At 48.3% G+C, this 25,647-nt stretch carries 22 protein-coding genes; 13 read left to right on the forward strand and 9 right to left on the reverse strand.

Going from position 1 to position 25,647, the window contains the following annotated elements:
- Positions 1-84: 84 nt before the first annotated feature.
- Both OZ401_RS11625 and OZ401_RS11630 read left to right on the forward strand, forming a co-directional pair.
- Positions 85-2,457 carry an ATP-dependent helicase gene (locus OZ401_RS11625; protein WP_341468405.1) on the forward strand — a complete coding sequence of 791 codons (2,373 nt, stop codon included), beginning with the start codon at positions 85-87 and terminating at the stop codon, positions 2,455-2,457.
- Positions 2,458-2,491: 34 nt separating this feature from the next.
- Entirely contained in the window at positions 2,492-3,274 is a 783-nt protein-coding gene (locus tag OZ401_RS11630) for an alpha/beta fold hydrolase (protein ID WP_341468406.1), read from the forward strand.
- Here OZ401_RS11630 and OZ401_RS11635 read toward each other — a convergent pair.
- Entirely contained in the window at positions 3,271-4,290 is a 1,020-nt protein-coding gene (locus OZ401_RS11635; protein WP_341468407.1) for an aldo/keto reductase, read from the reverse strand. The genes OZ401_RS11630 and OZ401_RS11635 overlap by 4 nt on opposite strands.
- Positions 4,291-4,438: 148 nt before the next feature.
- Here OZ401_RS11635 and OZ401_RS11640 point away from each other — a divergent pair, with 148 nt between their 5' ends.
- The gene (locus tag OZ401_RS11640) at positions 4,439-5,122 is read left to right on the forward strand and encodes an NUDIX hydrolase N-terminal domain-containing protein (RefSeq protein WP_341468408.1); all 684 of its coding nucleotides are present in this window, start codon (positions 4,439-4,441) and stop codon (positions 5,120-5,122) included.
- 114 nt (positions 5,123-5,236) lie between these two features.
- Here OZ401_RS11640 and OZ401_RS11645 read toward each other — a convergent pair whose 3' ends face one another.
- Positions 5,237-5,488, reverse strand: a complete 252-nt coding sequence (locus OZ401_RS11645) for a hypothetical protein (RefSeq protein ID WP_341468409.1) — start codon at positions 5,486-5,488, stop codon at positions 5,237-5,239.
- 384 nt (positions 5,489-5,872) lie between these two features.
- Between OZ401_RS11645 and OZ401_RS11650 the strand changes: the two genes are divergently transcribed.
- From OZ401_RS11650 to dinB, 6 genes are all read left to right on the forward strand, one after another.
- A complete protein-coding gene (locus OZ401_RS11650; RefSeq protein WP_341468410.1) occupies positions 5,873-6,757 on the forward strand; it encodes a PIG-L family deacetylase in 885 nt (294 codons plus the stop codon).
- A gap of 21 nt (positions 6,758-6,778) precedes the next feature.
- Positions 6,779-7,798: a phosphate acyltransferase PlsX gene (plsX, locus tag OZ401_RS11655; RefSeq protein ID WP_341468411.1), complete on the forward strand. Its 1,020-nt coding sequence runs from the start codon at positions 6,779-6,781 to the stop codon at positions 7,796-7,798.
- Between the two features lie 234 nt (positions 7,799-8,032).
- Complete coding sequence (locus OZ401_RS11660; RefSeq protein WP_341468412.1) at positions 8,033-9,274, forward strand: zinc-dependent metalloprotease; 1,242 nt, start codon at positions 8,033-8,035, stop codon at positions 9,272-9,274.
- 3 nt (positions 9,275-9,277) lie between these two features.
- Positions 9,278-9,919: a hypothetical protein gene (locus OZ401_RS11665; RefSeq protein WP_341468413.1), complete on the forward strand. Its 642-nt coding sequence runs from the start codon at positions 9,278-9,280 to the stop codon at positions 9,917-9,919.
- A gap of 6 nt (positions 9,920-9,925) precedes the next feature.
- Positions 9,926-11,029, forward strand: coding sequence for a DNA double-strand break repair nuclease NurA (locus tag OZ401_RS11670; RefSeq protein ID WP_341468414.1), 1,104 nt, complete (start codon positions 9,926-9,928; stop codon positions 11,027-11,029).
- 4 nt (positions 11,030-11,033) lie between these two features.
- Entirely contained in the window at positions 11,034-12,110 is a 1,077-nt protein-coding gene (gene dinB / locus OZ401_RS11675; protein ID WP_341468415.1) for a DNA polymerase IV, read from the forward strand.
- 6 nt (positions 12,111-12,116) lie between these two features.
- On the opposite strand, the gene OZ401_RS11680 is transcribed toward dinB, so the two are convergent.
- Positions 12,117-12,812, reverse strand: a complete 696-nt coding sequence (locus tag OZ401_RS11680; RefSeq protein ID WP_341468416.1) for a response regulator transcription factor — start codon at positions 12,810-12,812, stop codon at positions 12,117-12,119.
- A gap of 48 nt (positions 12,813-12,860) precedes the next feature.
- Complete coding sequence (locus tag OZ401_RS11685; protein WP_341468417.1) at positions 12,861-13,469, reverse strand: 3'-5' exonuclease; 609 nt, start codon at positions 13,467-13,469, stop codon at positions 12,861-12,863.
- Between the two features lie 216 nt (positions 13,470-13,685).
- Between OZ401_RS11685 and OZ401_RS11690 the strand changes: the two genes are divergently transcribed.
- The 3 genes from OZ401_RS11690 to OZ401_RS11700 all read left to right on the forward strand — a co-directional run bounded on the left by OZ401_RS11690 (position 13,686) and on the right by OZ401_RS11700 (position 18,095).
- Positions 13,686-15,353, forward strand: coding sequence for an AMP-binding protein (locus OZ401_RS11690; RefSeq protein ID WP_341468418.1), 1,668 nt, complete (start codon positions 13,686-13,688; stop codon positions 15,351-15,353).
- A gap of 227 nt (positions 15,354-15,580) precedes the next feature.
- Positions 15,581-15,811, forward strand: a complete 231-nt coding sequence (locus OZ401_RS11695) for a hypothetical protein (protein ID WP_341468419.1) — start codon at positions 15,581-15,583, stop codon at positions 15,809-15,811.
- 112 nt (positions 15,812-15,923) lie between these two features.
- Positions 15,924-18,095 (forward strand): carboxypeptidase regulatory-like domain-containing protein, encoded by a 2,172-nt coding sequence (locus OZ401_RS11700; RefSeq protein WP_341468420.1) that lies wholly within the window; start codon positions 15,924-15,926, stop codon positions 18,093-18,095.
- Between the two features lie 34 nt (positions 18,096-18,129).
- Here the strand turns inward: OZ401_RS11700 and OZ401_RS11705 are convergent, their stop codons facing one another.
- Positions 18,130-20,034 (reverse strand): indolepyruvate oxidoreductase subunit beta family protein, encoded by a 1,905-nt coding sequence (locus OZ401_RS11705; protein WP_341468421.1) that lies wholly within the window; start codon positions 20,032-20,034, stop codon positions 18,130-18,132.
- A gap of 24 nt (positions 20,035-20,058) precedes the next feature.
- Positions 20,059-22,194, reverse strand: coding sequence for a thiamine pyrophosphate-dependent enzyme (locus tag OZ401_RS11710; protein ID WP_341468422.1), 2,136 nt, complete (start codon positions 22,192-22,194; stop codon positions 20,059-20,061).
- A 246-nt stretch (positions 22,195-22,440) separates the two neighbouring features.
- Between OZ401_RS11710 and OZ401_RS11715 the strand changes: the two genes are divergently transcribed.
- Positions 22,441-23,073: an Lrp/AsnC family transcriptional regulator gene (locus OZ401_RS11715; RefSeq protein ID WP_341468423.1), complete on the forward strand. Its 633-nt coding sequence runs from the start codon at positions 22,441-22,443 to the stop codon at positions 23,071-23,073.
- Between the two features lie 8 nt (positions 23,074-23,081).
- Here OZ401_RS11715 and OZ401_RS11720 read toward each other — a convergent pair whose 3' ends face one another.
- The 3 genes from OZ401_RS11720 to OZ401_RS11730 all read right to left on the reverse strand — a co-directional run bounded on the left by OZ401_RS11720 (position 23,082) and on the right by OZ401_RS11730 (position 25,633).
- Positions 23,082-23,561 carry a HEAT repeat domain-containing protein gene (locus tag OZ401_RS11720; RefSeq protein WP_341468424.1) on the reverse strand — a complete coding sequence of 160 codons (480 nt, stop codon included), beginning with the start codon at positions 23,559-23,561 and terminating at the stop codon, positions 23,082-23,084.
- A 108-nt stretch (positions 23,562-23,669) separates the two neighbouring features.
- Positions 23,670-24,158, reverse strand: a complete 489-nt coding sequence (locus tag OZ401_RS11725) for an NUDIX domain-containing protein (RefSeq protein WP_341468425.1) — start codon at positions 24,156-24,158, stop codon at positions 23,670-23,672.
- Positions 24,155-25,633 (reverse strand): thymidylate synthase, encoded by a 1,479-nt coding sequence (locus tag OZ401_RS11730; protein WP_341468426.1) that lies wholly within the window; start codon positions 25,631-25,633, stop codon positions 24,155-24,157. Before OZ401_RS11730 ends, OZ401_RS11725 begins: the two co-directional genes overlap by 4 nt.
- Positions 25,634-25,647: the final 14 nt, after the last annotated feature.

The following is a 25,647-nucleotide window of genomic DNA, read 5'->3' on the forward strand; positions in this document are numbered from 1 at the left end:
GTTAGCCATTCCTATACATGTGTGCTAAAATTCTAACGCTTTTTGGTAATTTTTGTTCTTTATTTCTTGGGGAGTTTTTTTCAAGTGGCGGCAGGTATTCTTGATGGGTTAAACCCGGCGCAACGTGACGCAGCAGCAACAATTGAAGGTCCTGTCTTGATTTTGGCAGGACCGGGCAGCGGAAAAACCCGCGTGCTGACTCAGCGTATTGCCTACATGCTGAGTGAGGCACAACCGCGAATTGATGCCTATAATATCCTGTCGGTAACCTTTACTAATAAAGCGGCGCGTGAGATGAAAGAGCGCACCGAGAAATTGCTTGTAAAATATCTGGGGCAGGAAAATTCTGCTGCCAAACGTCTCACGCTCGGCACTTTCCACTCTTTTTGCGTACGGGTATTGCGCCAAGATGCCAATTATATCGGGCTTGATCGCAATTTTGCCATCTATGATGACGATGACCAGACCGCGCTGGTTAAAAGCTCTCTCAATAGCCTCGGTTTGAGCGACAAGCAATATAGCCCCCGCGCTTGTTTGAGCATGATTAGCTCCGCAAAGAATACACTACAAGAGCCACGCCAATTTCGCGAAGTGGCACAGACCTATTTTGAAGAAATAGCGGCGCGGGTTTACGAACGTTATCAGGAATTGCTACGCACTAACCGCGCTTTGGATTTCGATGATTTAATCGGGCAGACAATCCGGCTATTGCGCGAAAACAAAGAAGTGCTGGAACGCTATCAAGAACGTTATCGCTATATCATGGTGGACGAATACCAAGATACTAACCACGCCCAATATCAGTTAATCCACGCCCTTGCCGACAAATACCAGAATCTATGTGTGGTGGGCGACGAAAACCAGTCTATCTACGGCTGGCGGGCTGCCGATATTCGCAATATCTTGAATTTTGAAAGCGATTACCCACAGGCAAAAGTTATTGCCCTTGAGCAAAACTACCGTAGCACCCAGACGATTCTGGATGCTGCCACCGCTATTATTGCCGCCAATACGCAACGCAAGGATAAAGCCCTTTGGACTGAAAACGAATCGGGTCGCCCTATCCAAGTATTTGAAGCATACAACGAAATGGAAGAAGCCAATTATGTAGTAGGCGAAATTGACCGATTGCAGGTTCGAGGCGAATTTAAGCCTAAAGATGTAGCGGTATTATATCGTACCAATGCCCAAAGTCGCGCGCTGGAAGAAATGTTCATTCGGCGGGGCATCCCGTATCAGTTAATCGGCGGCACGCGCTTTTACGAACGCAAAGAAGTAAAAGATGCCTTAGCATTCTTGCGCCTGATTCAGAATCCCTACGACAGCATCAGCTTTACTCGCATCATTACCAATACGCCCGCCGGAAAGGGTATTGGTCCGCGCACTCTGATTGATCTTAGCCAATGGGCTAATCAAATGAGCTTGCCGATTTACGTAGCCTTGCAACTGTTACAAAGCCAAGAGGCGGATAAACAAACCCGCCGAAATGCGGGCGAACCGGAAGAAAGTAACGAAGAGGATTTACTACCGCCACTCAACGTTGCGCCAAAAATCAGGAATGCGCTGCTGGATTTTGTGAACTTGCTGGAAGCCTTTATTCGGGCGCGTGGCGAAATGACCTTGCTCGAATTGTTCGATTACGTAATGGAAAAATCGGGTTATGAATTAAGCCTGCGGGACGGCAGCGAAGAGGGCGAAGAACGCTGGCATAACGTTCAGGAACTTCGCACCGTTTGCCAAGAATACAACCATATGCCGGGTAACGACGCTTTGCCCGCTTTTATGGAAGATGTGGCGCTAGTAGCGGACGTGGACAAGTTTAATCCAGACGCCGATGCCGCAACGCTGATTACCTTGCATGCTGCCAAAGGGCTGGAATTTCCGGTGGTTTTCATCGTGGGCTTGGAAGAAGGCATCTTACCCCATAGCCGTTCCCTCGAAAACGAAAACCAGCTTGAGGAAGAACGCCGCTTGCTTTATGTGGGTATCACCCGCGCCAAAAATCGGCTCTATCTGGTGTATGCTTTCCGACGCTCACTCTACGGTGGACAAAACATCCCAACCAAACCTTCGCGTTTCTTGCTGGACCTACCTTCCCAACTAGTTAAAGGTTACCAACAAGCCCCCACCGGTAGCCCTCATGGTGGGCGTGGCACGGGTAGTCGTGATACGTTGTGGGGTACGGATGTAAACCGCACCAATTGGGGCAATACCACCAAACCTGCACCCGCCAAACCTGCCGCCCTTTCAAAACCAGCTACACCGACCCGCCCTGCCGCCACCGGCAATATCAGCTTGAAGTTTAAAGCAGGCGAAAAAGTGCTGCACCCCAAGTTTGGCAAGGGTATGGTGGTATCGAGTCGTATCAGTGGTAACGATGAAGAGGCTACAGTTGCCTTTGAGGGGCAAGGTATTAAAAAATTGATGGTCAGCCTCGCTAACCTTCAGAAAATTTAATTGTAATGGGTTTTCTGAGGAGTAATAGTAATTTATGTCAAACCAAATAACTGACTCTAGCAATATTAGCCTGATATTGGTACATGATGCTTGGCACGGGGCATGGGCGTGGAAGGGAGTTATCGCTTATTTAGGAGAGCGGGAATGGCGCGGACTTGCGCTGGATTTGCCGGGGCGTGGAAACCAAGCGCGTTCCCCTAAGCCTAGCCTGCAAAGCTACGCCGAAGCGGTAGCTGCTTTTGCCGAATCCGCCCCTACTAAAAATTATATTTTGGTAGGATATGGCACGGCAGGCGCTATAATTCAATTAGCCTCTGAAATGCTTTATAAGGGCGAAGGTTCGAGGTTGTCCGGTCTTATCTTCGCCGCTGCTTATGTTTTACAAGATGGGGAAAGCGTTACGGACAATATGCCACCCCAAATGGCAGACTATTTCCGGCAACTTGCAAGACAGCACCCGGAGCAGGCAATTGATATGGCAGCGATGAAAGATTACTGGTTAAACAGCGTTATAAATGACGACAATCGTTATGCTGATAGGATACTGGCACGACTTGCGCCTGAACCGCTTGCACCGCTTGAAGATAAAATCAGCCTACCCGGTTTTTTCAAAAATCATCCACCCTGCGGCTATTTAAGCTTGAATGATGACCTTACGCTTCCACCGGGTTTATATCATCCGCTTATGTCAAGTAGATTAGGAGCGCATCGCCTGTTCACAGTAAACGCCGGACATGAAGCGGTTATCATCAAACCGCGTGAAGTTGCCGAGGCGATAACCTTTCTAGCTACCGCCTTGCTCAAAGACCCACACTAGCGACGATATTCTGCGCCACAATCCCCGATCAATTGATATAGGTCATTGGATTTTGACAATACTTCCTGTAACGCAGCCTCATCCTCACCATCCAATTTAAGCTTAAATACACGCGCATTATCTTCAATATGCTCGGTAATACCCAAACGCGCGCCTACTATTACGCCGCCTACCGCCGTTTGGTTCAGGATATAGCGCATAGCTACGTTGGAAATACTCACATTGTGTTTGACAGCAATACGCTTAAGAGTTTGCAAAAGTTGTTGGAAAAGCTTCCAACCGCCCCAACCATCCACCATCTGTTTATATTTACGTAGGCTGACCGTATTTAATGCCGCTCCACTCGGTTCAGGCTGATTCAAATAGCGATCTGAAAGCAATCCCCCACATACAGTTCCATATGTAAGCAGCTTTATATCATGCTCGTCGCAGAGTTGTGCCATTTCCACCAATGGGCGCATATCAACCGGAGAAAATTGCACCTGATTGGTCGCTATTTTTATCCCCTTGTCGAGAATAATCTGCAAATGTGCTGTGTCGAAATTTGTCAGGGAAACGAGATGGATTTTGCCTTCATTTTGTAGCTCTGCCAGATACTTTAGGGCTTCAAGGTAGTTAGTATCACTGTAATCCCACCAGTGAAATTGCAACATATCCAACGCTTGCACACCCATGCGGCGCAAGGAAATGTTGATATTATCTTCGACAATTTTACGGGTCATTTGTCCGGGACTCGGCACCCACTTGGTAAAGGCTAGTGTCTCCCAAACCGCCTTCTCACCCTTGTTTATGGCTAACTGTCGCCGGAATTGTCCTATGAAATCTTCAGCCGGACCATAATGATCGGCTAAATCCCAAGTGGTGAACCCGGCTTCATAATAGGCGAACATGCTATAAACCGCACTTCGTAAGTTAATCACCCCATGTCCGCCCGATACTTGCCACATTCCGTTTAAAATTCGGCACATTTTAATTCCGGGCGCAAGTTGTAGGTAAGCATCATAATCAAGCGACATCTTTTATCTCCATACCTGAGTTGGGTTATAGTACCTGAACAGCGCGATAATCTTAACAGTGTAACACGTCCATTGAAATCTCACTAGGGTGGTGAAATAGCGAAGTTTTCAGGTATAATGCTCAATACCATATGAGGGAGCATAAATTATGGATTTTTTCGAGGAACTTGCCCACAAAATCACCGCAATATCTTCTGTAGCACGCACCGGACTGGCATGGAGTAAAGAACTATACGAACGAGAACGATACGAGCGTATTCTTGAGATTGCGGCTGAAATGGCAGAATTAATGGCAAGCAATAATCCTGAATATGAAATAGAAGAAAACCTATCCCGACAATTACTACAAAGTTGGTTGGAACAGGTAAAACCCGGTGTAGCAGGCTATGTAACACCAAAAGTCAGCACCGCTGCGTTTTGCTTTGATGCTGAAGGGCGTATGCTAATGGGTAAACGTGGCGATAGCGGATTGTGGTTTATTCCTACCGGGTGGCTCGAAGTGGGACTTACTCCTGCTGAAAATGTGGTGAAAGAAGTGCTTGAGGAAACCGGAATCGAGTGTCGTCCCTTGCGCTTGGTAGCAGTGCGAGATACACGGCGTGGGTTACCGGGAATCACTGCCACACACCCCGCAATATTACAAAATATTTCAGTAGTTTTCATGTGCGAGGCATTGAGTAGCGAGTTTAAATTGCATCCCAAAGAAACGCTGGAAGCAGGGTTTTACCATGAAGATGAAGCCCTAAATCTGGTAGTGGAACGGATTGCACCGCTGATAAAAGTTGGGTTTGCGGCGTGGCGGGGCGAAGTGATATCACCATTCTTTGATTAGTATTAAGAGTTGATTTATTAAATTAAATAAGCAACCTTCTCTGCATCAGAGTGGTCGCTCATTTAAAAAATCCTATATTAAGCCTGAAAAATTTCTTCAAGGCAAGTTATTTAATCAGGCAGTTTCCTGCAACCAAGGGCAATAGTATCGACGATATTCAGCACGTCGTCCATCGAGGGATGCCGGTAATGTACCGGGCACATCGAGGGTAACTTGCCGCCAACCATCAATTTCGACATAAGTACCCGCCGGTACAAGCTGCCCCGCTCTGAATATTTCTTCGTCTTCATCGTTGAAGGCGGTTTGGTATCTGAAAGTGACAGTCTCGCTACCGGGTGACTGGGATTTAAGTTCTCTAGAGATCATGGCTGTTAGCCTCCTTGCTAGCGGCGTCGATCACCAGTGATGAGTGGAACAAACATCGTACCGCTCTGCTAGTCATCCTTCTCGCATTCTGTGTGTTTGTGGACAACCCTGTCCAGTTCCGTTCCTAGTAAAATTTTTCACATAATGATGTGGAGAACAAAATGTGGATCAATTATGTAAAAAGTAGAACCTCAGGAACATAGGGTTAAAATTAACAAAGCGTTAACAGAAAATTCGCTTATTACAAATTTATCACGTTAATTTATTTAAGTCAATACTACATAACCTACAATAAGTTAAAATAAGCAAATTTTAAGGTTTTTTTAATGGGTTTTTAAGCTGTGAAGAACTTACGATGAAAAAATAGAAAGGTTAAACTTAAACATGTCTAAATTTTCACAAACAATAATGGCGGTTCACGCCCACCCTGATGATGAGTGCATTGCCGGAGGAGCTTCCCTTATCAAATATCAGGCAGAAGGCATCCAGACCGTATTGGTCACATGTACAAATGGGGAAGAGGGCGAGATACATGACCCGAACCTTGACCCGGAAGAAGCAAAACCACGCCTCGGCGAAATACGCTTGGAAGAGCTACGACGCTCAGTCGCAATTATGAATATCGGCGCTCTCGAATTGCTAGGTTATCGGGATAGCGGGATGGTTGGCAGCCCTGCCAATGAGCATCCGGAATGTTTCCACAAAGCGGATAGGCAGGAAGCAATCGGCAAGTTGGTTAAACTGGTGCGAAAATATCGCCCACAAGTAATGATCACCTATAATTCATTTGGCGGTTATGGTCATCCTGATCATATAATGGCGCACAAAATCACTGTAGCTGCCTTTGATTACGCCACCGATACCAGACGCTATCCCGAAGCCGAGTTTGGCGAGGCATGGCAGCCTAGCAAGCTCTATACCACTGCTTTTACACGCAGTAGCTGGTTGCAACTATGGGAGATATTGAAGAAAGATGGGCGTGAATGGCCCTTCCAGCGAGAGGGCGCGCCTAAAATTGATGAGAATAACCCACCTGAGTTCGGTTCGCCTGATAACGAAATTACTACTATAATTGATGTAGGAGATTACTGGCTTACTGCACGTAAAGCGATGGCAGAACATCGCACCCAGATAGATTATAATAGCCCCTGGATGAAAATGCGGGACGAATTTGGTACACTTCTGGGAAGTACGGATGCCTTTATCCTGTTCAAGTCAACAATACCGGCGCAAAGACCCGAATATGACCTTTTTGCCGGGTTGCGGTGAAATATTGGGAGCTTTAAGAGTATGAAAATCGTGTTGGATGCAATGGGTGGCGATTATGCACCACAAGAACCGGTGGCAGGGGCGGTGCAAGCCGCCCGCGAATACGGAATCGAAATTATCCTTATAGGGCGCGAGTCTGAGATTAGAGCAGAATTGGCAAAACACGAAACCAGCGGCTTAAAACTAACGGTAGTAAATGCCACCGAAGTAATCGAGATGACCGATGAGTCGGTTCAAGCCATTCGCGAGAAGAAAGACTCTTCGGTGGTAGTTGGCTTGAATTTGGTAAAGCAAGGCGAAGCAGATGCATTTGTTTCTGCTGGGCATAGCGGCGCGACTTTTGCGGCTGCCAGCCTCCAGTTGCGGCGGGTACGCGGCGTGGAACGTGCCGGGTTAGCGACTGTTTTCCCAACTAAAACCGGGTTAATATTGGTCATAGATGTGGGCGCGAATACCGAAGTACGCCCTGAATTTCTAATTCAGTTTGCACAGATGGGTGCAGTTTATGTGGAGAAGGTGTTAAAACGCCCTAATCCTAGAGTCGGCTTGCTCAGCAATGGCGAAGAGGATAGCAAAGGTACGCCTTTGGTAAAGGAAACTCATCAGCTATTACGCCAAACTTCCGGTATTAATTTCATCGGAAATGTGGAGGGGAAGGATGTACTGGCGGGGCTTGCCGACGTGGTGGTTACGGATGGATTCACCGGAAATATATTGCTCAAAACCGCTGAAGGCACTGCCGATGTGATGCTTCATTTATTAAAGCAGGAATTGACCGCCAATTTATTCTTCAAGTTGTTAGCGTTAGGTCTTAAACCTGCCTTTAACAAGGTAAAGAAAGCGCTTGACCATGAGGAGTTCGGGGGCGCACCTTTGCTTGGCGTAAACGGTGTGGTAATCATTTCACACGGGCGCACCAAAGCAAAAGGCATCAAGAACTCCATCCGGGTAGCGCGGGAAGCAGTACAGAACAATACGCTAGAAACCATTAAAGGCTTATTTGCGGAGGCAGCTAAAGCCAAAGCCGCCACGCGCGAGTAGCTATAAATCTTCTGATTACCCCCTTTTCCTAGCAGGAAAGGGGGTTTTCTCCACAGTACCAATTCGCTATTTCCACCTTCTCTCCCTGCTATGCAATTTATTTTACATTGACATAGGGCGGTTTAATGCTTATGATGAGGCAACATTTAACCGTTTCTAGCGTATATAGCAGCAGCGGTAAAAGCACTTATTCCTCCCCTTATCACGGGGACACTTTTGGCAAGGAGTATTCTTATGGCAGTAGATAAAACCAATAAATTTAGTGAGGATGAAGATAGAGGTAAAAGCTCAACTATCCGATATGGGAAAATTGCAACCGGATTAGGGCTGGCAACTGCGGCAGCTTTTGGGGCGGTATGGGCTAACTCCCGCGCCCGTGATGTCGAACGTAACGGGCCACCCTCAATGATAGATTGGAATAAAGTACGCGATATTGCCGAACGGATGAACCCGGAAACGGGGGCAACGGCAGAATGGCGCAATAAATGGACAACCTATTATAGTGAACTCACCCTTAAAGTAGTGCCAATTATAGAAGAATATGCAAATACAAAGCTACCCCGCCAGTTGAACACCGTGCGAGCGGTTAGCCGGAATGAATGGGTTGAAGCAAATATCAGCAGCTTTCGTCAGCTTTTCGAGCCAATCGAACGGCTAAACCGCGATTCAATGGGCAGCAGCAGCGCGGCAATGCAAGCAATGGTGGGCGGCTTTAACCAGTTACTGGTTAGCGGTGAAATGGGTATTTTGCTAGGCTATCTTTCTCGCAGGGTGTTAGGGCAGTATGATTTGAGCCTGTTAGGACGCGAACCCGTAGCAGATGGACGTGTTTTCTTTGTAGAGCCGAACATTGGCGGTGTGGTTAACGCCCTGAATCTGAATGGGGACGAGTTCCGCCTGTGGATTGCGCTACACGAATCAACCCATGCTTTTGAATTTGAATCGCATACTTGGGTGCGCCGCCACTTTAACGGAATCCTCGAACGCTATTTCAGCTATCTCACCGAAGATTTGCAGAATATGCGTCTGAACAAACAACGCTTGAACAATTTTCTGCGCCGAATACGCGATAATAGCCAAGGTTCAAGCTGGATTGAACGGGTTATGACTCCCGAACAACGCACTCTTTTCTCAGAGTTACAGGCTTTGATGAGTATTGTAGAAGGCTACAGCAACCACGTCATGAACGCGGTAGGTGAGAAACTGATGCCGAACTATAACACCATCAAAGAGCGCATTGAGCGTCGGCAGAAGGATCGAGGTATTATTGATAAACTCTTTATCAAGCTCACCGGACTTGACCTGAAAATGGAGCAATACCGTTTAGGCGAAATTTTCGTGGATAGGGTAGTAGAATTAAAGGGTATTGATTTTGCCAATCTTATGTGGGATCGCCCGGAATATATTCCTACGTTAGACGAAATCAAAAAGCCTGAACTGTGGGTGAAGCGCATTGAGAAAGCGCAGGCAGCCTAAGAAATGAGCTACCGCCCTCCCACCTCTAACCCGAATTATATCTCTCCCGGTCGCGTAAAGAACAACCGTCCGGGAGTCCCATGGTTGGCAGGCTGCGGGTTATTGGGGTTAGGATTCTTGTTAGGGGTAGTTGGTTTAGTGGTAGGGGCGCTTTTCTGGTTTGGTTCGACTGCCAGCAACCAACCCTTGCCAACACGCCAACCCCTAGCAGGTGTACCCGATCTTTCAGCTACCCTAAGCGAGTCATATCTCAATGCTGAAATAGCGCGCGAGGCAAAATCAAATCCGCTAAGTATTGTCGGAATTGTGAGTCTTAAAGATATAGTAATAAAGATTTTGCCCAATGAACAAATTCAGGTTGATGTTAAAGTGGGTAATGCGCTGGTTGATTTTGATGTTAGCGTTTTGGAAAGCATCGGCGTTGTGAACGGTCAGATCGCAGTGAGAGCGATTGGCGAACCTAAAGTTGGCAAGGGCAATCTTCCGGTTAATGTAAATACAGTTGTTCAGATTGTAAATACAACCATAGTAGAACCGCAAATCAATAACAATGTCGCCACCATCAAAGTTAATGAGCGACTGTTGCATTTATTGGACTTACAGACTGCCAACGGGCAAATCACGGTGCGTTATCGCGCTCAATGATTGGTTATGCCGCTAAATCCCCAAGAATTAAACGACCAAATTGAAAAACAAGCCGGGCGACTTAAAGAAGAAGCGCGGCGGCTGGAAAAAAACATAGCCGAAGCGGTGGAATATTATCGCGCTGCCGATGAATACAAGTTGTCGGTTATTGCTAAGGAACATTCCCGGCGCGATGAAACGCTAGCTTACCCAATTTCAGGACTAAATGAAGTTGTAGCTATCAACCCCTCAACTACCGACTATTGCGTGGTAGCCACCGACAGTTCGCCTATTCCACCCGACCGCCACAATGGCACAGCCCACTTTTACGTCATAAATATTGGGCGCGTAATGTTGCGCTATGGCGAAAAGCCCACCGCCGATCTGGATAGTCTCACCTTCTTTGAAACTGAAGACGCTACCAACGAAGAACGCGAATACACCAAAGCCTCGTTACTGGACACCGAAGCGGCTTTGAAAGAATTGGAAGCCGCCTACGAACTTGCCCTCAAACATCAAGCCGATCTGGTATTTCGGGATGGGCCGCTCACTCTTTGGCGCAGCATCAATCTTCGCAGCAAGGAAGGAACCGAACTGCGAAACCGCTATTACAGCCTGTTGGATCAATTCGACAAAGCGCAGATTCCAATTGTCGGTTACATCAGCAACACCCACAGCAATGCTGTAATTGAAACGCTGCGAGCAGCGGTGCGCGAGGAAAGCAAAAGTGGTAGAGTTTTTGGCGGCGTGCAGGATCGCATGCTTTTCCAGAATTTGCTTAAACCTGACACACGCGGAACAATTTTTGCCTCGACCTTGGGCGAACCCAAAGAATTGCGTGAGTATATCGACCGCATTTATTTCACCTATATGCTGACAAAGTACGAAATGGTGCGAATTGAGTTTCCGCAATGGCTGGCGCTGGATACGGAAAAGCTGGCAAGTACGTTATCGCTGGTTTTGCGACAGGTAGAGTTGGGGCAAGGCTACCCGGTAGCCTTGATGGAAGCACACGAACAAGCCGTGCTGCGGGGCGATGACCGCGAGCTATTGCGCTTGCTATTGGAAGATCAGGGCTTGCTGCTCACCGAGTCGGAAAAAGGGCGCAGTAAGCGGCTGCGGAGTATTTAGCAGTATGGACTGGACACGTTGTATCGCCCATCTTGACCTTGATGCTTTCTATGCCACCGTCGAAGAGATTATGAACCCCGAAATCAAAGGCTTACCCATCATGGTTATTATGGGCGAAGATACCACCAATCGGGGGGTAGTAGCAACCGCCTCTTATGCCGCGCGACAATTCGGGGTGCATAGCGCAATGCCCGTAACACAAGCGCGGCGACTTTGCCCGGACGGAATTTATCTACAGGTGCGGCACGACTTATATAAAGAGTTTTCGCGCCGGGTTATGCAGTTACTCGAAGGGCAGGTTAATGCGCTGGAACAAGTCAGTATTGACGAAGCGTATCTTGACCTAAGCGGGCAACCCGATCCGGCTGCTTTAGCGCAAAATTTGCAAGAGCAGCTTATAACAACCACCGGCTTGAGCGCGTCGGTTGGAATTGCCACCAACAAACTGGTAGCTAAAATGGCAAGCGGTTTCAAGAAACCGGGGGGCTTGACAATGGTAGAGCCGGGTAAAGAGTCAGAATTTCTCCGCCCCCTACCGGTAGGCAAACTCTACGGGATTGGACCAAAAACGGCAGCGCGCCTGAATTCCAAAGGAATCCAGACTATCGGCGATCTAGCAGAAGCCGACTTGGAGCAATTGCAGGAAGATTTTGGACCAAATCTCGGTTTGGAATTGCATAAGCACGCAGCGGGGCATGATGACCGCTCAATCGAAACCAGCCGTGAGGCGAAATCATTCTCTTACGAGCGCACCTATTTTGTAGATGTCACCGATTCGCGTCGCCTCTGGAAACATATACAAGAGATGGCGGCAGGGTTGGAAAACCAATTGAAAAAGCGGGGCTTATTGGCGCGTACCACCGGCATCAAGTTGCGCTTTGCAGATTGGCGCACGGTGACACGCGCCGAAACTCTGCTATCCCCTACCGATAACGCCACCACCATTTCCGCCAGCGCCGCCCGCTTGATGAAGCATACTTGGAAACGGGGTACACCTTTACGCCTGTTAGGGGTGCGAGTTAGCAACTTTATAGAAGTAAATGCCACGCGCCAATTGCAATTGCCGCTTGAGGTTGATTAGGCGCGTTTACTGTACCACCAGTTTGTAACCGACTCCCCACACCGTCTGGATTTTAACTTGACTGCCTTCGAGTTTTTCACGCAAATGAGTGATATGTACATCAATGGTGCGACTATCACCGTAATATTCGTAGCCCCACACTTGATTTAATAATTTCTCGCGGTCAAATACGCTGTTAGGACTTTGCGCGAAGGTAGTTAGTAGTTCAAATTCTTTGGCGCGCAGTTCAACATTGCGCCCGGCAATTTCAACGGTATGTTGGCGCAAATCAATCACTATGTCACCTACTATTATCCGATTTTTATCAGAGTGGTTATCCTCAACAGCAGGCATAGCAGTATAGCGGCGCAAAACCGCTTTGACCCGCGCTACCAATTCACGCGGGTTAAAAGGCTTGGTCAGGTAGTCGTCTGCGCCGAGTTCAAGACCCACGATGCGATCAACATCCTCGCTTCGGGCGGTCAACATGATAATAGGGACATTGCTATCTTTGCGAATCTGGCGTGTGATTTCCCAACCATCTACTCCCGGCAACATCAAGTCCAAAACAATCAAGGTGGGGTTACGGCTGCGAAATAGCTGCAAACCCTCGTCGCCATCCTCAGCGGTAATTACCTCAAAGCCCTCTTTGGTGAGGTACATTTTGGCTAAATCGGCTATATTTGTTTCATCATCAATTACCAGAATTAACGGAGTTGACATAATAGCCCTTTCAACCTAACTGACAAACAATTACTACTATTAAGGAAATTATAGCATGCCATCCCGCATCATTGCCACGAAAACATCATAAGTGGCTTCGGCATCGGATAAAGCGGTATGCGCGGCGCGATTGGATACGCCGAAATAGCGGCAGCATTCGCTCAAACTAAAACGGTTAAATTTAGGGTTAGAATAGTATCGGGCATAGGCAGCGGACATTACGTCAACACGGTGGTAATAGAAAGGGTCAGGCAATTCTACCGTGTTAAAGCCAATCTGAAGAAAAGCCCAATCGAAAGTAACGTTAAAACCCATCAGAACCGCACCGCGACCAATCTCGGAAAGTTGGGTTAGCGCTTCTTTCAAATCAATGGCGTTCTCCCACTTAACCGGGTCATAGCCACAGATTTTTAGGGCTTCGGGCGAGGCAGTTTCAAAATGTACCGGCTTAACCTTACATTCAAAGGTTTGTAATCTGGTGAAGTCCGGTTGTGAAACCAGCACTGCCCCTATTTCTAGAATTTCCTGAACGCCGGGAATCAAGCCGGTAGTTTCTAGGTCGAGAAAAAGAAGGGGACGATCTCGCATCGGTCCTTTGGTTATATTGTCCTTATCCGCTTTGGTTCGTGATACCGATTTCACAGGTTGGTCGCTCAAAATGTAATCCTTTCAAATTTAACAATTGCGCTATATTTTTATAGTGGTTGCGCAAGGCATTTCAAGCATAGCCCTTGATTTGCCGGGTGTCAATCTGTGCGTATGAATTTGCCGAACATTTTGCTAAGGGTTAAAATACATAGCAGTAATCTCCATGTTTTAGCTAGTAATGTTGTACGGGCAGGTAAACGTCAAAACAACTCGAAGGAGAAAGAGATGAGTATCAACGCGGATACCGCAAATATCGGCGACTACGAGACAACATACCGTGATTTTAAGCTTGAAGTGCCTGAATTTTATAATTTCGGGTACGATACGGTTGATAAGTGGGGTGAAGACCCAAATCACCGCGCAATGCTGTGGGTCGATGAAGACGGCAGCGAGCGCACTTTGAGTTATGCCTATTTCCGCGACCGTTCAAATCAGGTAGTAAATGCTTTACATAGCCTCGGAATGCGTAAAGGCGACCGGGTTATGATTGTTATGCCCAGAGTACCGGAATGGTGGGAAAGCCTGCTCGGCATGATAAAGAGTGGGATAATAGCTTTACCCGGAACTACCCAACTTACCCCCAAAGACATTACTTACCGTTTGCAATCCTCAAGAGCGCGCGCCATTATCACCGATGTGGAGAATGCGCCGAAATTTGAAGAGAGTTTGCCAGATTGCCCCGGTATCGATTTCCGAATAATTGTCGGTGGGCAACGAGAAGGTTGGCTAAACTTTGCTGATTTGGTTGACAAAGCAGCTATCACCGTCAGCCCTGAAGTAAAAGTACAAACTAGTTCTTCCGACCCGATGTTACTCTATTTTACCAGTGGCACAACCGGATATCCTAAAATGGTTTTGCATACCCATAGCAGTTATCCGATTGGACACTACGGTACCGGCACGTTCTGGTTGGATTTAAAGCCAAACGACCTCCATTGGAACCTTTCAGATACTGGTTGGGCAAAAGCCGCATGGAGTAGCTTTTTTGGTCCGTTGATTTGCGGGGCAGGTATGTTTGTTCATAATACCAAAGGGAAATATTCTGCCAAACTGACAATGGATTTATTGAGCAAATATGCCGTTACGAGCTTTTGCGCTCCGCCTACCGCCTACCGCATGCTAGTTGCAGACGATATTAGCGGGTTTGATACTCGCCATCTACGCAGTTGCGTAGGCGCAGGCGAACCACTCAACCCGGAAGTAATTGAAATCTGGAAGAATATTACCGGACATACCATTCGCGATGGCTACGGTCAAACCGAAACTTGTCTGCTGGTAGGTAATTTCCCCGGTATGGAGGTCAAAGTCGGTTCGATGGGCAAGCCCGCTCCCGGTTATGTGGTAGATGTGTTGGATGACGATGGAAACCCTGCCCTTCCCAATAAAGAAGGCGATATCGGCGTTCGCATCAAACCAAATCGCCCGGTGGGTCTTTTCCAAGAATACTGGAATAACCCAGAGGCTACCAATGCTTCCATTCGAGGCGATTGGTATCTCACGGGTGACAGAGCATACCGCGATGAGGATGGCTACCTGTGGTTCGTGGGGCGTGCCGATGATGTAATTCTCAGCGCAGGGTATCGCATTGGACCATTTGAGGTGGAAAGCGCGTTGGTAGAGCATCCGGCAGTAATGGAATCGGCAGTGGTAGCTAAACCGGAACCGACCCGTGGCGAAATCGTCAAAGCCTTCGTCATTCTCAAACCGGGAATCGAGGGTACACCCGAACTTGTCACCGAAATTCAGGATTTTGTAAAGCATCTCACCGCGCCTTACAAGTATCCCCGCGAAATTGAATTCGTCAAGGAATTGCCCAAGACCATCAGCGGCAAAATCCGGCGAATTGAGTTACGCGACCAAGAAAAGGCGAAGTATCAGAGCGAGCATCAATAAGCCAAGCTTTTAGAAATTTTTCAGAAGGAGTCGGTTCATACCCGGCTCTTTTTCTTTTCTACCTAATCTAAACCTACTTGAGTGATTCTTCCCACCACTAATCTGTGATGTAGCTAACTTTAATCAAAATATAACGGAGCTATAATAGTAGTTACCAAAAACAATAATTGCATTTTTAGGGGAATGACTTCAACTTCCCCGCAAATATAAAACAGGGGGTAAAGAAAATGGCAGCTATTTCAAGTAAAAATTTCAGAATGGGCTTACTATTGAATGCTTTGCACACCTTTGGAACTGGGCGTACCAAAGCTGAAACCAAAGCACAAGAAAATAGCCTAGCGAGAATGGCTGATTTCAGTTGGACTAATGGACCTTCAAATGGCTTGAATAACGCTTTTCGCTGGCAAGAAACAGCAGATGGCAAGCTAGTCGCCCATTGCGAAATCGAAGAAGCATAACGCCAAAAGCCAACTTAATTATAATGAAGCCCGGATGTCCGGGCTTTTTTAGTCAGCATGCGATAAAATTAACTCGCTATTTTATATAAGTCGCTTTGTCATAGTAAGGTATATGATGAAAGAAACAGCCGCCAAAACCGATACCCCCACAGGTGCTAATCCATTAAAGTCGCAAGGGTCACTGCTGGTGGCGATATTAGTAGCAGTAGTAGCATTTTCTTTATGGCTATTGCTGTGGCACTTGTTCATCGGAGCAGCGCAATGGTACGCACTGGCATTGTCGCTGACGGCTGTTGCCTGTTTTGTGCCGCATCCTTTGTTACGCAATTATCCCTCACCTAAAAAGGGCTTGCATATTCTGGGCTGGCTATGCCTGTTTCTGAGTCTCGCCACAGCTTTTAGTCTGGGCGCATTCTTGCCTTTTGGATTCGCGGATATAGTCAGCCCCGCGCTCGGTAAATTCGGGGGATTGGGTGCGCTATTGGTGCTGTTGTTATTGGCAACTACACGCGCGGTTTTACTTCGAAAAAGCGTTTATCTCGACCTAGCAATTTTTTGCGGAGTGGGCGCAATATGGGTAGCGATTAATACCGAGGCACAAGCAGCCTTCCCCCCGCCGCCTACCACAGTTATTCAGTGGGAAAACCTTTTATTCAGTCTTTTCTGGTTATCGCTCTTTTTAGGCAGTACCGCAATTAGCTTAAGCCTGTTGCCAAAAGCGCGTTGGGTGGCAAGCTCATTCTGGCGTTGGTCGCTTGCCTGTAGCAGCAGTGGATTCGGATTAGGTTTTTTCTTCGGGCAGAGCGAGATTGCTATATTTTGCGGAATAGCCTTACTGATTGGGTTGGGACTGACAAGCTATTTCAAGTTGAGACATAGCACAAACAAAAGGTTGGCATTGATAAGGCAAGGGCTGATACAGTTTGGCGGAATAATCCTGATAATCTTCAGCCTTGCAATTGCCTTTATAGCCGTATCTGAGCAACTCGAAGCGGTTTTACTGCGCAATACGCTGGAACGTTACGCCCAAAAGGGCTGGTGGTGGGCTTTCGGGGAAGACCGTTTCCCAGAACAGCGCGGTCTTAAGATTGACCCGAAACCAACAGGAGCATTGACCGGGTTAATTACCGATTTACAGGGCAAACCAATCGAGGGCGCGAACGTGGTACTGACCGATGCGGCAGGCTTTACCTTTACTACCGCCAGTGGCGCAGATGGACGCTACAATTTGCCCGGTGTTCAGGCTGGCAACTATTTGCCGATGGTAGCGCGGGCAGGGTATCTTGACGCGGTTTCCACTTCCAATAGCCCTTTCGGACACTGGCGGATGGTGGCTACCGTGCGCTGGAACGCCATCACTTCCAACGTGGATTTTGTAATGCAACCGCGCGAGGAGTATCGAATACAACCCGGTAACTCGCTTAAGCTAGAGGATTCCACCGAAACTTACCGTGATAACCCTGTGCCAAGTCCAGCGTTAAGACGCATTTTCAGCTTTGAGAATAACGGGCTGACCAAAAGCGGGATAGTGTATGAGCCGATGCCCGATAAAGGGGCAGGGCCGTTTCCTATTCTGTTAATCGTATATCCCGGTGCGGCAAATGCTTGGGAAGGAGTTTCAATACCACTGGCAGCGCAAGGCTTTGTGGTAATTGCCTACCAACCTGAGCTATTCGGTGAGCATCCCGAACGCGGTTTGAACCTACGCGGTGATGTGAACGATATGTTGCAAATCTACAATTACGCCAAAGCGGGACAGTTCTCGACAAAAGGCGACCCGCAAAGAGTGGTCATAACCGGGGGTAGCGTTTCCACCGTCTATACCTACTTGCTATTGCGCGAGATTGAAAATAGCGCTCCCGCTGAGAAAGCAGCCGTAAAAGGGGCAATCAAATACGGGGGGCTGGCTGATTTATACCGCTACCACTACGATTGGGACAGAGGCGCACTTTATATTGATCCCGGTATTCAGGATTTGGAAAGCCTGTTGATTGCCTTTGGACGACCTGATTTGCGCCCGGAAATATACATGCTTTTCAGCCCGGTCTATCACCTGCAACAGGGTTCGTTGCCACCCTTGCTGGTAGTACATACCAGCAAAGATACCATCGTTCCGGTGATCCAGACTGAAATTCTAGCGCAAATTATGGAAAAGCTTAATGTGCAGCATAAGCTCTTGATTTATAAAGACATTGAGCATTATCTGGATACCAGCAAACGAGACCCCGCCCAACTGGACATGCTAAACCAGACTATCGACTTCCTGAAACAGGTCACCAATTAAAAAGGGATGCGTTTGTTGCATCCCTTCCGATTAGTTAAGCTTTAGTGGAAAGTGTTTTGGCTTTTGGTTCGAGACCCTTAATTATCTCAGGGATAGGCGTGTTATTCTTAAACTCGCCCAACGCCCAATCAGCCAATTGCTCCGCCCAACCGCTGCCCCGGTCGTCCTGCGCCACCAAACGTAAGGCGCGTTTTCCCAACGCAAGAGTGAGCGGATAAGCTGATTCCTCATTCCCGGTTTTGCATTTAGATTCTACCTTGATTGAAACCTCTAACACCTTTATAACAAAGCGGTCGTGCGCTTCAAACATCTTGCGGCGAGTATCGCCATAGCCTTTTACTAGCCTGCCGCTTTCCACCACCAACATTGCTAGTTCATAATCCAGCAAGGCAAATTTCTCTACATCGCGCGTGAAATTGCCTATTTGTTTCCACTCGCGGTTAGCGCGATGCGAAACCGGACGCAGAGGCTTGAACCAAGTCAGGAAAGCAAACGTTAGGTAACCGCTAAAAGTGTTGGGCTGTGGGTGTAATTGCAAGGTGAAATATTTCTTTTCAGCCCAAGTCCCAATCCCGGTGAGCTTACCTAACAATAGCATTGGGCTGACCAATGCGTTTGGAAATATCCCATAAATTTCAGGTGCATCCGGTTTCAGGTAATCAGTCAACACCAGCACTTGCCCATCCGCGACCTTCATCTCCTGCCGGATGCGGCTAAAGCGACCATGCTGAATTTTAAGGCTTGCCACCCGCACTGCATCCTCATAAGTAGTACGCATAGACAGTACACGTGCGTAGGCTTCGGTAAGTTTCCATGCGTGAGTTTCACTATCCAGCTTAAAAACTCGCGCTACTTCTTTCAGATAGCGACGAGCGTAAGCTAAATTCTGGTAATCAGCGCACTGGTAAGCCGCTTCAATCAACGCCCAGTGCAGTTTTTCAGGGAATTGCGCCTGAATCTCCGCTGTCAAAGCGCGAAAATCAGCTTTCCATTTTAGCGGCAACTCGTTGCTGTGCCGTTCTATTAGTGCCGCTACATCTTTCTTTTCAGCCCGGTTGCCCGAAGAATGAGCGACAGGGATCAAGTTGATAGTGCGGCGCGGTTTGGCAGGAACAGGTTCACCGCTATCCGCCGCGCCATTAGCATTAAAGAGCGGTTTGGGAAGCGCGGCTAGCGAACGAGGCAAAGGGTCTTGTGCCGGTTCCGGTTTGGCTTGGGTAGCGTTAGCCTCACGTTGTAATTCTTCGATTTGATAGCTACGCCCAACCTCAAAGGCTTTCAGGTTCATCTCCACCGCCAGTCCGAATTGTTGGATGGCGTTGCGATATGCCTCTACCGGGATTGGCAGCACACCGGGCAAAACCGATAGTGCCCCTAACATAAGGGCGTTAGAGGAGAGGTCGCCCAAGCCATGCTGCCGGGCGATTTGCGGAACATCAATTATCGAATATGCTCCCGACATTTGCGCTACCGCTTCAACTATTTTTTCGGTGGGATAGCGCCCATCAAAAGCGGGCATTTTCTCGCTGGTAGTATAAAAACGCTGGCTATTGGCAACTACGGTCGTGCGCTTGCTGGCATAACCCTGTTGCACCAACCGCCCCAGTTCCAGCAATTCCTGACCAAGCAGCACATCCACCATGCCGGGGAAAGGGTGTTGCCCGAATACTGCTTTCTCCAATTCGGCAATAGGATTCTCTATCTTGTTATTCTCCGGCAACGAGGCGATTTCCATGTAATAGCTGGTAGCCCCGCCACGTTGGGAAAGACCCGGCAGCGAAACCGACTGAGCGCGAAAACCGCTCAAATCGGCGGCAAGAAATAGCCATTCTACCAACACATTGCCGCCCTGCCCACCGATAGCCCCCACCAGAATCGTGGTAATCTGGATGGTGGGTTTATACCTTAAACGCTCTATTTGGGTTACATCCTGAAGCATCTTATTTATCCTTCCTTATGAGCTTTATACTTCTGCTCCAAAAACCAGCTTTATCAATTTCTGATTGACTTTCTGTTTGAGCCGTTCCAGCCGAGAAGGATTAGTGACCACTTTCGCCTCATAGAAGGAAGGACATAACACGGCGGCGTGTGCTACTTCTCCACACAAACCGCAACCGACACATGTATTGCTGATAGTAGCGATAGGGTCAGCGCGCAAGGGGTTGGGATTATCCTTTATGGTCAGTGAAGGGCAGCCGTTCACGCGAATACAGCTATGGTCGCCGGTACAAACCGCGTCATCTATCCCAAAACGCGATTGCTCAACCCGCTTGCCCTCATCCAACCGCTCTTTCTTTTCCACCTTTTCGTGGCGTTGTCGCTCTAGCATACATTCGCCCACCGAGCGAATGACCTTTAACTCCGATTCTTCGCTGGAGAAAGCCTTGTCCAGCACTTTTACCACTTCGCCCACTTTGTAGGGGTTTACCTCCACCACATTTTTAACCCCTGCCGCATGCAACGCCATTTCAATGTCCATTGCTTTAAACTTTTCGTGACGGGCATTTTCTTCGGTGCCGGGGTTTTCCTGCTGTCCGGTCATAGAAGTCCAGCCGTTTTCAAAAATAACCATTGTGGCATCTTGACTGTTAAAAGTGGCGTTGGCAATGCTGGTGGTTAGCCCGCTGTGCCAGAAAGTGCCATCTCCCAGAAATCCGACTGTTTTCTGCTCGGTCATTCGCGCCATTGCTCCGGCGCTGGCAAGCCCTGTGCCCATTCCGGTACAGGTATCGGTCATTTCAAAAGGCGCGTACATACCCATAATGTAACAGCCGATGTCTCCGGCATAATGCGGTAAGCCGTGCTTCTTCTCGGTCAATTTGAGAGCAGAAAAGATGGGACGCTCTGGGCAGCCAGTACAAAAGTGGGGCAAGCGTAAAGGCAAGCTATCTTCAAATACATTCGCCGCATCATGCAAGTGCTGTGCCAGTTCCGCAGCAATACCGGAGAAATACGTAGCGCCACCTGGATACACTTCTTTAGAAAGCCATGCAGTTACACTATTCAAAAGAACTGTCGGGGAATATTCCCCCGCTTCGGGCAATACGCCTTTGCCGAATATCTGCAAGTCGTGCAAGCGATGGCTCTGGGCAATCGCCCTGATTTGAGTTTCAAGGCTATCCGGCATGCCCTCTTCTACTATCAATACCTTTTCTTTATCGCGCAAAAACTCCACGATTTCTTCGGGAACCAGCGGGTGTATCACATTCAGGTTATAGATTGGGAAATTGCACTGCCCGGTATTATCGGCTTCGCCCAAAACCGTAAGCGTCCGCAGCAAGGTGTTATAAAGCATGCCCTGTGTAATAAAACCGATGCGTTCATTTTTGCCGGGGAAAAAGTCGTTCAGCTTATTCTCGCGGATATAGCGACGGGCGGCAGGCATGCGCTCTTCAAATTTGCGTCTTTCCTGCACCTGACTATAAGGAGGTAAGGGGATTTTGGTCAGTTTATCTTCCCAGCGGGTTGCCTTGTGGTTCATATTGAACTGCGGAGTGGCATTATCTTCACAAACCAGCGAACCTTTCATGTTTCCAGTGCGAGTGCGGAAAAGATACATTGCGATTGTGCCGCTCACTTCGCTCAACTCGAAGCCCTTTTTCACCATATCTGCCATAAGCTGAGAATCGGCACGGGGATCAATACATAAAAGACCCGATTTGTGAGCATAGGGTAAGGTCTTTTCGGCAACGCTAGTGCTGTTCAAACCATAATCTTCGCCTACGAACACCATTGCGCCCCCGATTAAGCCGGGTTGCGAAATATGCGCCAGCGCGTCTGCACCTACGTTGTTGCCGACCACCTTCCAGTTTACGGCACCGCGCACGGGGTTATTGACCGAAGCCTGCAATAAAGCTGCTGCCGCTGCCTCATTTATCGAGCCTTCAACGTATACGCCGAGAGGTTTTAGAAATTCCTGATAACTGTCTGAAATTGCATCATAGAGGGAAGAGGTGGGCGCACCGGGGTAACCGCCGAGGTAACTAACACCGCTTTCAAGTAGCGCCTTTAGCACCACCACTGCCATGTCGCCCTTAAGCACCTGCCCCTTTCCGAAATTGAGTTGACGGAGGGTTTCAGTGGAAAAATTTCTGCCCATTTACACTACTCCTTGATTCTCTCAAGACCACCTTGTCATGAGATTGGGCGATAAACTTGTTAAGTAAATCTCCAGAAAATGTTGTATTATATGAATAATACATTAATGCTTGTATGTCAAGCAACTTTCCGACAATCTGACAAGTGTTATAGATAAATTCTATGCAAAGCGTCGCCACTTGAGCCTATTTTGTTGCATAGTTAATAAGCGAATAGTAGCGTTAGAAGTTTTGTAGGGGGAATGGTAATGGCTGATAATTTTAACGGTAAGGAAAAATATCAAAATGAATTAAAATGGGGGCGTATGCCCGAAAGCTGGAGAGTAGGCGCACGCGAAGATGCCGGAATCGAATCGGCAGGGCAACCACCGCTTGACCAGTTAGATACTGCCATTGCACGTGCCCTCGAAAAGGATAGTCGGATTAGCTTGCTGGAATTATCGCGGCAGCTTGGCACTTCTCGCACCACCATCTCGGAACGACTAAATCGGCTGATTGAGCAAGGTGTCATCAAAGGTTTTCATGCTCGACTGGATTACCGAAGGCTTGGCTACCCGATAATTGCTTTTGTAGGGTTACAAACTTCGCAATCGCAAAAAGCGGTAGAAGTAATCGAGGCGTTAAAGCAAATACCCGAAGTGGAAGAACTGCACACTGTTACCGGGCAAATCGATATGCTGGTTAAGTTGCGTGCGCGAAGCACCGAACATTTGCAGCACATCCTGATCTTCAAAATCCAATCTATCCCCGGCATCGGGCGCGGCGAGACCATGCTGGCGCTTTCTTCACACCAAGAATGGGCGCCTATCGGTATCGCCCGTCAGCCTGAAACCGATATGAACGGCACAGAGTTTGTCTCGGATGAGGAAGCCGCGAAATAACGGGATATTCAATCTTTAAGAGTCTGCAATAACCGGGCAGCCTCTTCCCTGATTCCAGAGTCAATGTGGGTTCGAGCCATCTTTAGCGGCGCAATGGCGCGCCTATCTCCCATACGCCCCAATGCAATAGCTGCATCGTAATAAGCCCCATCTGCCGGGTCATGCAAGACCGCCAGAAGTGCGGATGAAGCATGCACATCCGCAATCTGCCCCAACGCCCACACCACAACCCGGCGTGGAGCAGTATCATGCTTATCCACGCTAGTCAGCAATTTCACCAGATAACTTACTGCCAGCGGGTCACCAATCTGACCGAGCGCCGCCGCCGCAGTAAAGCGCACATTCGGTACACTATCTTTCAGCAACTCGATGAGATACGAAACGGCGCGCTCATCCCGCATCCGTCCAAGGGCAGAGGCGGCTTGTCGGCGCTTTTCAGGGTCATAGTCGTGCAAAGAACTTATAAGAGTGTCAAATTGATCGTTCATAGGATAGCTGCCAGTATTAGAAACCTTGTAGTGTTTTTAAAGTTAGGTCAATTTTATAGCGATTCGAGGTTTTTATCAATCCTTTTAAAGGAAGAGGCTGAAGGAATTTCAGGGAAGGTGCTCTTGCTCGATTTCTACGCCCAGATAGCGGGTTTCTAGCGAGTCGGAGGAAATATCATCCCAAAAGCGATCTTTCAAATAGGTGGGATAGACCGGGAGGTTTACTAATTCGTGGGCATGGAACCAACGGGTGTGCCTTTCCAATTGTTGCGGGTCGGTAACATCTGCAATAGTGGTGGCGCTCAGTTCACCCGTAAAGCGGCTGATTAGAAAAGCTAACTCAAGATGGTGGCGATGGCGGCTTGGTTCAATAAATTCTCTGAAATATAAAAGCCGACCTTCGGTTTCTACTTCAAGCCCTGTTTCTTCTCGAAATTCTCGGCGCAACGCCTCAAAAACCGATTTGTCCTGTGATTCTTGCCCACCGCCCGGTAATGTCCAGAATTCTTCGTGGCTATCGGGAGTATGCTCGTGTACCAGCAAAAGCCTGTTCGCCGCATCAAGCATGACTCCGGCTACTCTGATACGATAATTCAATTGAACTCCAACTCCTTATCCTGAGTGTAGTTCAAACCCAGCTTTAGCGCAATTTCCGCTTTCTGCAACTCGCGCCCCAAATAGCTGTAATGCTCTTCCAGCGAAGCCAATTTTTCGTGGGCAATCAATAGGCAAAGCTGACGGGCAGTTTTCCCCTCAAAATAATAGGGTGTATTACCTTCGATGGTGCTATGCTGCACCTTAATCAAACTCCGTTCGCGTTCAAGCTCGATGATAAAATAACCACGCGGGTCGCTACGCCAATCTAAGCGGCGTTTCTTGAAAGAGTCGATGGTATCGAGCGCGAATTTCCACTTATCGGCATAAATATGTGCCGAGTGTGAAATGATGGTAAGCGCACCAAGCCTCAAGCCCGTGTCGTCCGCGATTTCCTTTTGCAGTTTGCGCAAGGCATAGGTATTTTGTGCCCACGCGGTGTAAATATCGTGACTACGGAAACGGGCGGTCATATAAAGTGCGCCATCCTGTACCCCTGCCGAAACTTCCAGCAAACAGGGCGGGTTATCACCCACGCTATCCTGTTCGACATCCCACGTCACCGCCACGGCGCGGCGGGTATGGTGCGCCTCGCGCAAACGCTCTTTCATCCGCGCAATTTGGTCGTGACCTTCCTCACCGAATGAACGCAGCCGTTCTCCATAGGTATAGGCTATTCCGGGTTCTTTCTCCGCGCTCAGGATTTTGGGATAGTAATTTTCTAGTTCGGCGCGACTAAAAGGCAAGTAATCAGCCCAAACGATGTCATCAGGGTTTTCATCGGTGATTACCGCTACCGTATTGTAAATCTCGCGCTGTTGCTGAGAATACTCAGTAGGCTTGATTTGCCCGAAGCGCATCACCAATTGCATTACTTCCAGCCATGTTTCGGCAACAGTTTCGCCCTGTACCCGAAATCCGGTGCGTTCGCTGGGTAGCGCCTTGCCGCCTTCTGGGGCAAGTTCGGGGAAAGTGCGAGGTTCGGCAAAAGGAGGAAGCGTAGCCAACTTAGCCAGTTCTAGCTTGATTTGCTCGGCAATTGCTTCGGGGTTTTTAGGATAGCCTTTAGCCGGACGCAAGTCAATGAGTTGCACCTGTTGGCGCAATTCCTCCCACGCTTCGAGGGGAATACCTTCATCCAGTTTAGCCTGTGTGCCGGGAATAGTATGGTTCGCGCCAAGCCCTTTGGCAAAAAAGCTTGCCAACGCTTCCCCGGTAGAGGATTGGTCAGCGCCACAAAGTATAAGGTAGCGTATTTGGGGAAACATGAAGATATTACGCGCCATCAGGTTGATACCCGCAAAGCTGTAAAGGTTGGCGCAGATGAAATAATCCGCAGTATCCAGTTTTTGGGCTATCAGATGACGCTGAGTCCAGAGGGTGCAAATGCCCACATTAGATTCAGGGTTGCCGATTTGGAGGTCTTTATAACTTATAAGATCGGTCAAATTATAAGTTGCGCCAAGTTCTGCGGTCATTTATTGCTATCCCA

Source organism: Candidatus Chlorohelix allophototropha, assembly GCF_030389965.1.
Taxonomy (GTDB): Bacteria; Chloroflexota; Chloroflexia; order Chloroheliales; family Chloroheliaceae; genus Chlorohelix; species Chlorohelix allophototropha.

Excerpts from the sequence above, each read along its gene's own strand:
- OZ401_RS11630 (WP_341468406.1), top strand. The coding sequence starts at position 2,492 with ATGTCAAACCAAATAACTGACTCTAGCAATATTAGCCTGATATTGGTA.
- OZ401_RS11635 (WP_341468407.1), bottom strand. The coding sequence starts at position 4,290 with ATGTCGCTTGATTATGATGCTTACCTACAACTTGCGCCCGGAATTAAA.
- OZ401_RS11640 (WP_341468408.1), top strand. The coding sequence starts at position 4,439 with ATGGATTTTTTCGAGGAACTTGCCCACAAAATCACCGCAATATCTTCT.
- OZ401_RS11645 (WP_341468409.1), bottom strand. The coding sequence starts at position 5,488 with ATGATCTCTAGAGAACTTAAATCCCAGTCACCCGGTAGCGAGACTGTC.
- OZ401_RS11650 (WP_341468410.1), top strand. The coding sequence starts at position 5,873 with ATGTCTAAATTTTCACAAACAATAATGGCGGTTCACGCCCACCCTGAT.
- plsX (WP_341468411.1), top strand. The coding sequence starts at position 6,779 with ATGAAAATCGTGTTGGATGCAATGGGTGGCGATTATGCACCACAAGAA.
- OZ401_RS11660 (WP_341468412.1), top strand. The coding sequence starts at position 8,033 with ATGGCAGTAGATAAAACCAATAAATTTAGTGAGGATGAAGATAGAGGT.
- OZ401_RS11665 (WP_341468413.1), top strand. The coding sequence starts at position 9,278 with ATGAGCTACCGCCCTCCCACCTCTAACCCGAATTATATCTCTCCCGGT.
- OZ401_RS11670 (WP_341468414.1), top strand. The coding sequence starts at position 9,926 with ATGCCGCTAAATCCCCAAGAATTAAACGACCAAATTGAAAAACAAGCC.
- dinB (WP_341468415.1), top strand. The coding sequence starts at position 11,034 with ATGGACTGGACACGTTGTATCGCCCATCTTGACCTTGATGCTTTCTAT.
- OZ401_RS11680 (WP_341468416.1), bottom strand. The coding sequence starts at position 12,812 with ATGTCAACTCCGTTAATTCTGGTAATTGATGATGAAACAAATATAGCC.
- OZ401_RS11690 (WP_341468418.1), top strand. The coding sequence starts at position 13,686 with ATGAGTATCAACGCGGATACCGCAAATATCGGCGACTACGAGACAACA.
- OZ401_RS11695 (WP_341468419.1), top strand. The coding sequence starts at position 15,581 with ATGGCAGCTATTTCAAGTAAAAATTTCAGAATGGGCTTACTATTGAAT.
- OZ401_RS11700 (WP_341468420.1), top strand. The coding sequence starts at position 15,924 with ATGATGAAAGAAACAGCCGCCAAAACCGATACCCCCACAGGTGCTAAT.
- OZ401_RS11705 (WP_341468421.1), bottom strand. The coding sequence starts at position 20,034 with ATGCTTCAGGATGTAACCCAAATAGAGCGTTTAAGGTATAAACCCACC.
- OZ401_RS11710 (WP_341468422.1), bottom strand. The coding sequence starts at position 22,194 with ATGGGCAGAAATTTTTCCACTGAAACCCTCCGTCAACTCAATTTCGGA.
- OZ401_RS11715 (WP_341468423.1), top strand. The coding sequence starts at position 22,441 with ATGGCTGATAATTTTAACGGTAAGGAAAAATATCAAAATGAATTAAAA.
- OZ401_RS11720 (WP_341468424.1), bottom strand. The coding sequence starts at position 23,561 with ATGAACGATCAATTTGACACTCTTATAAGTTCTTTGCACGACTATGAC.
- OZ401_RS11730 (WP_341468426.1), bottom strand. The coding sequence starts at position 25,633 with ATGACCGCAGAACTTGGCGCAACTTATAATTTGACCGATCTTATAAGT.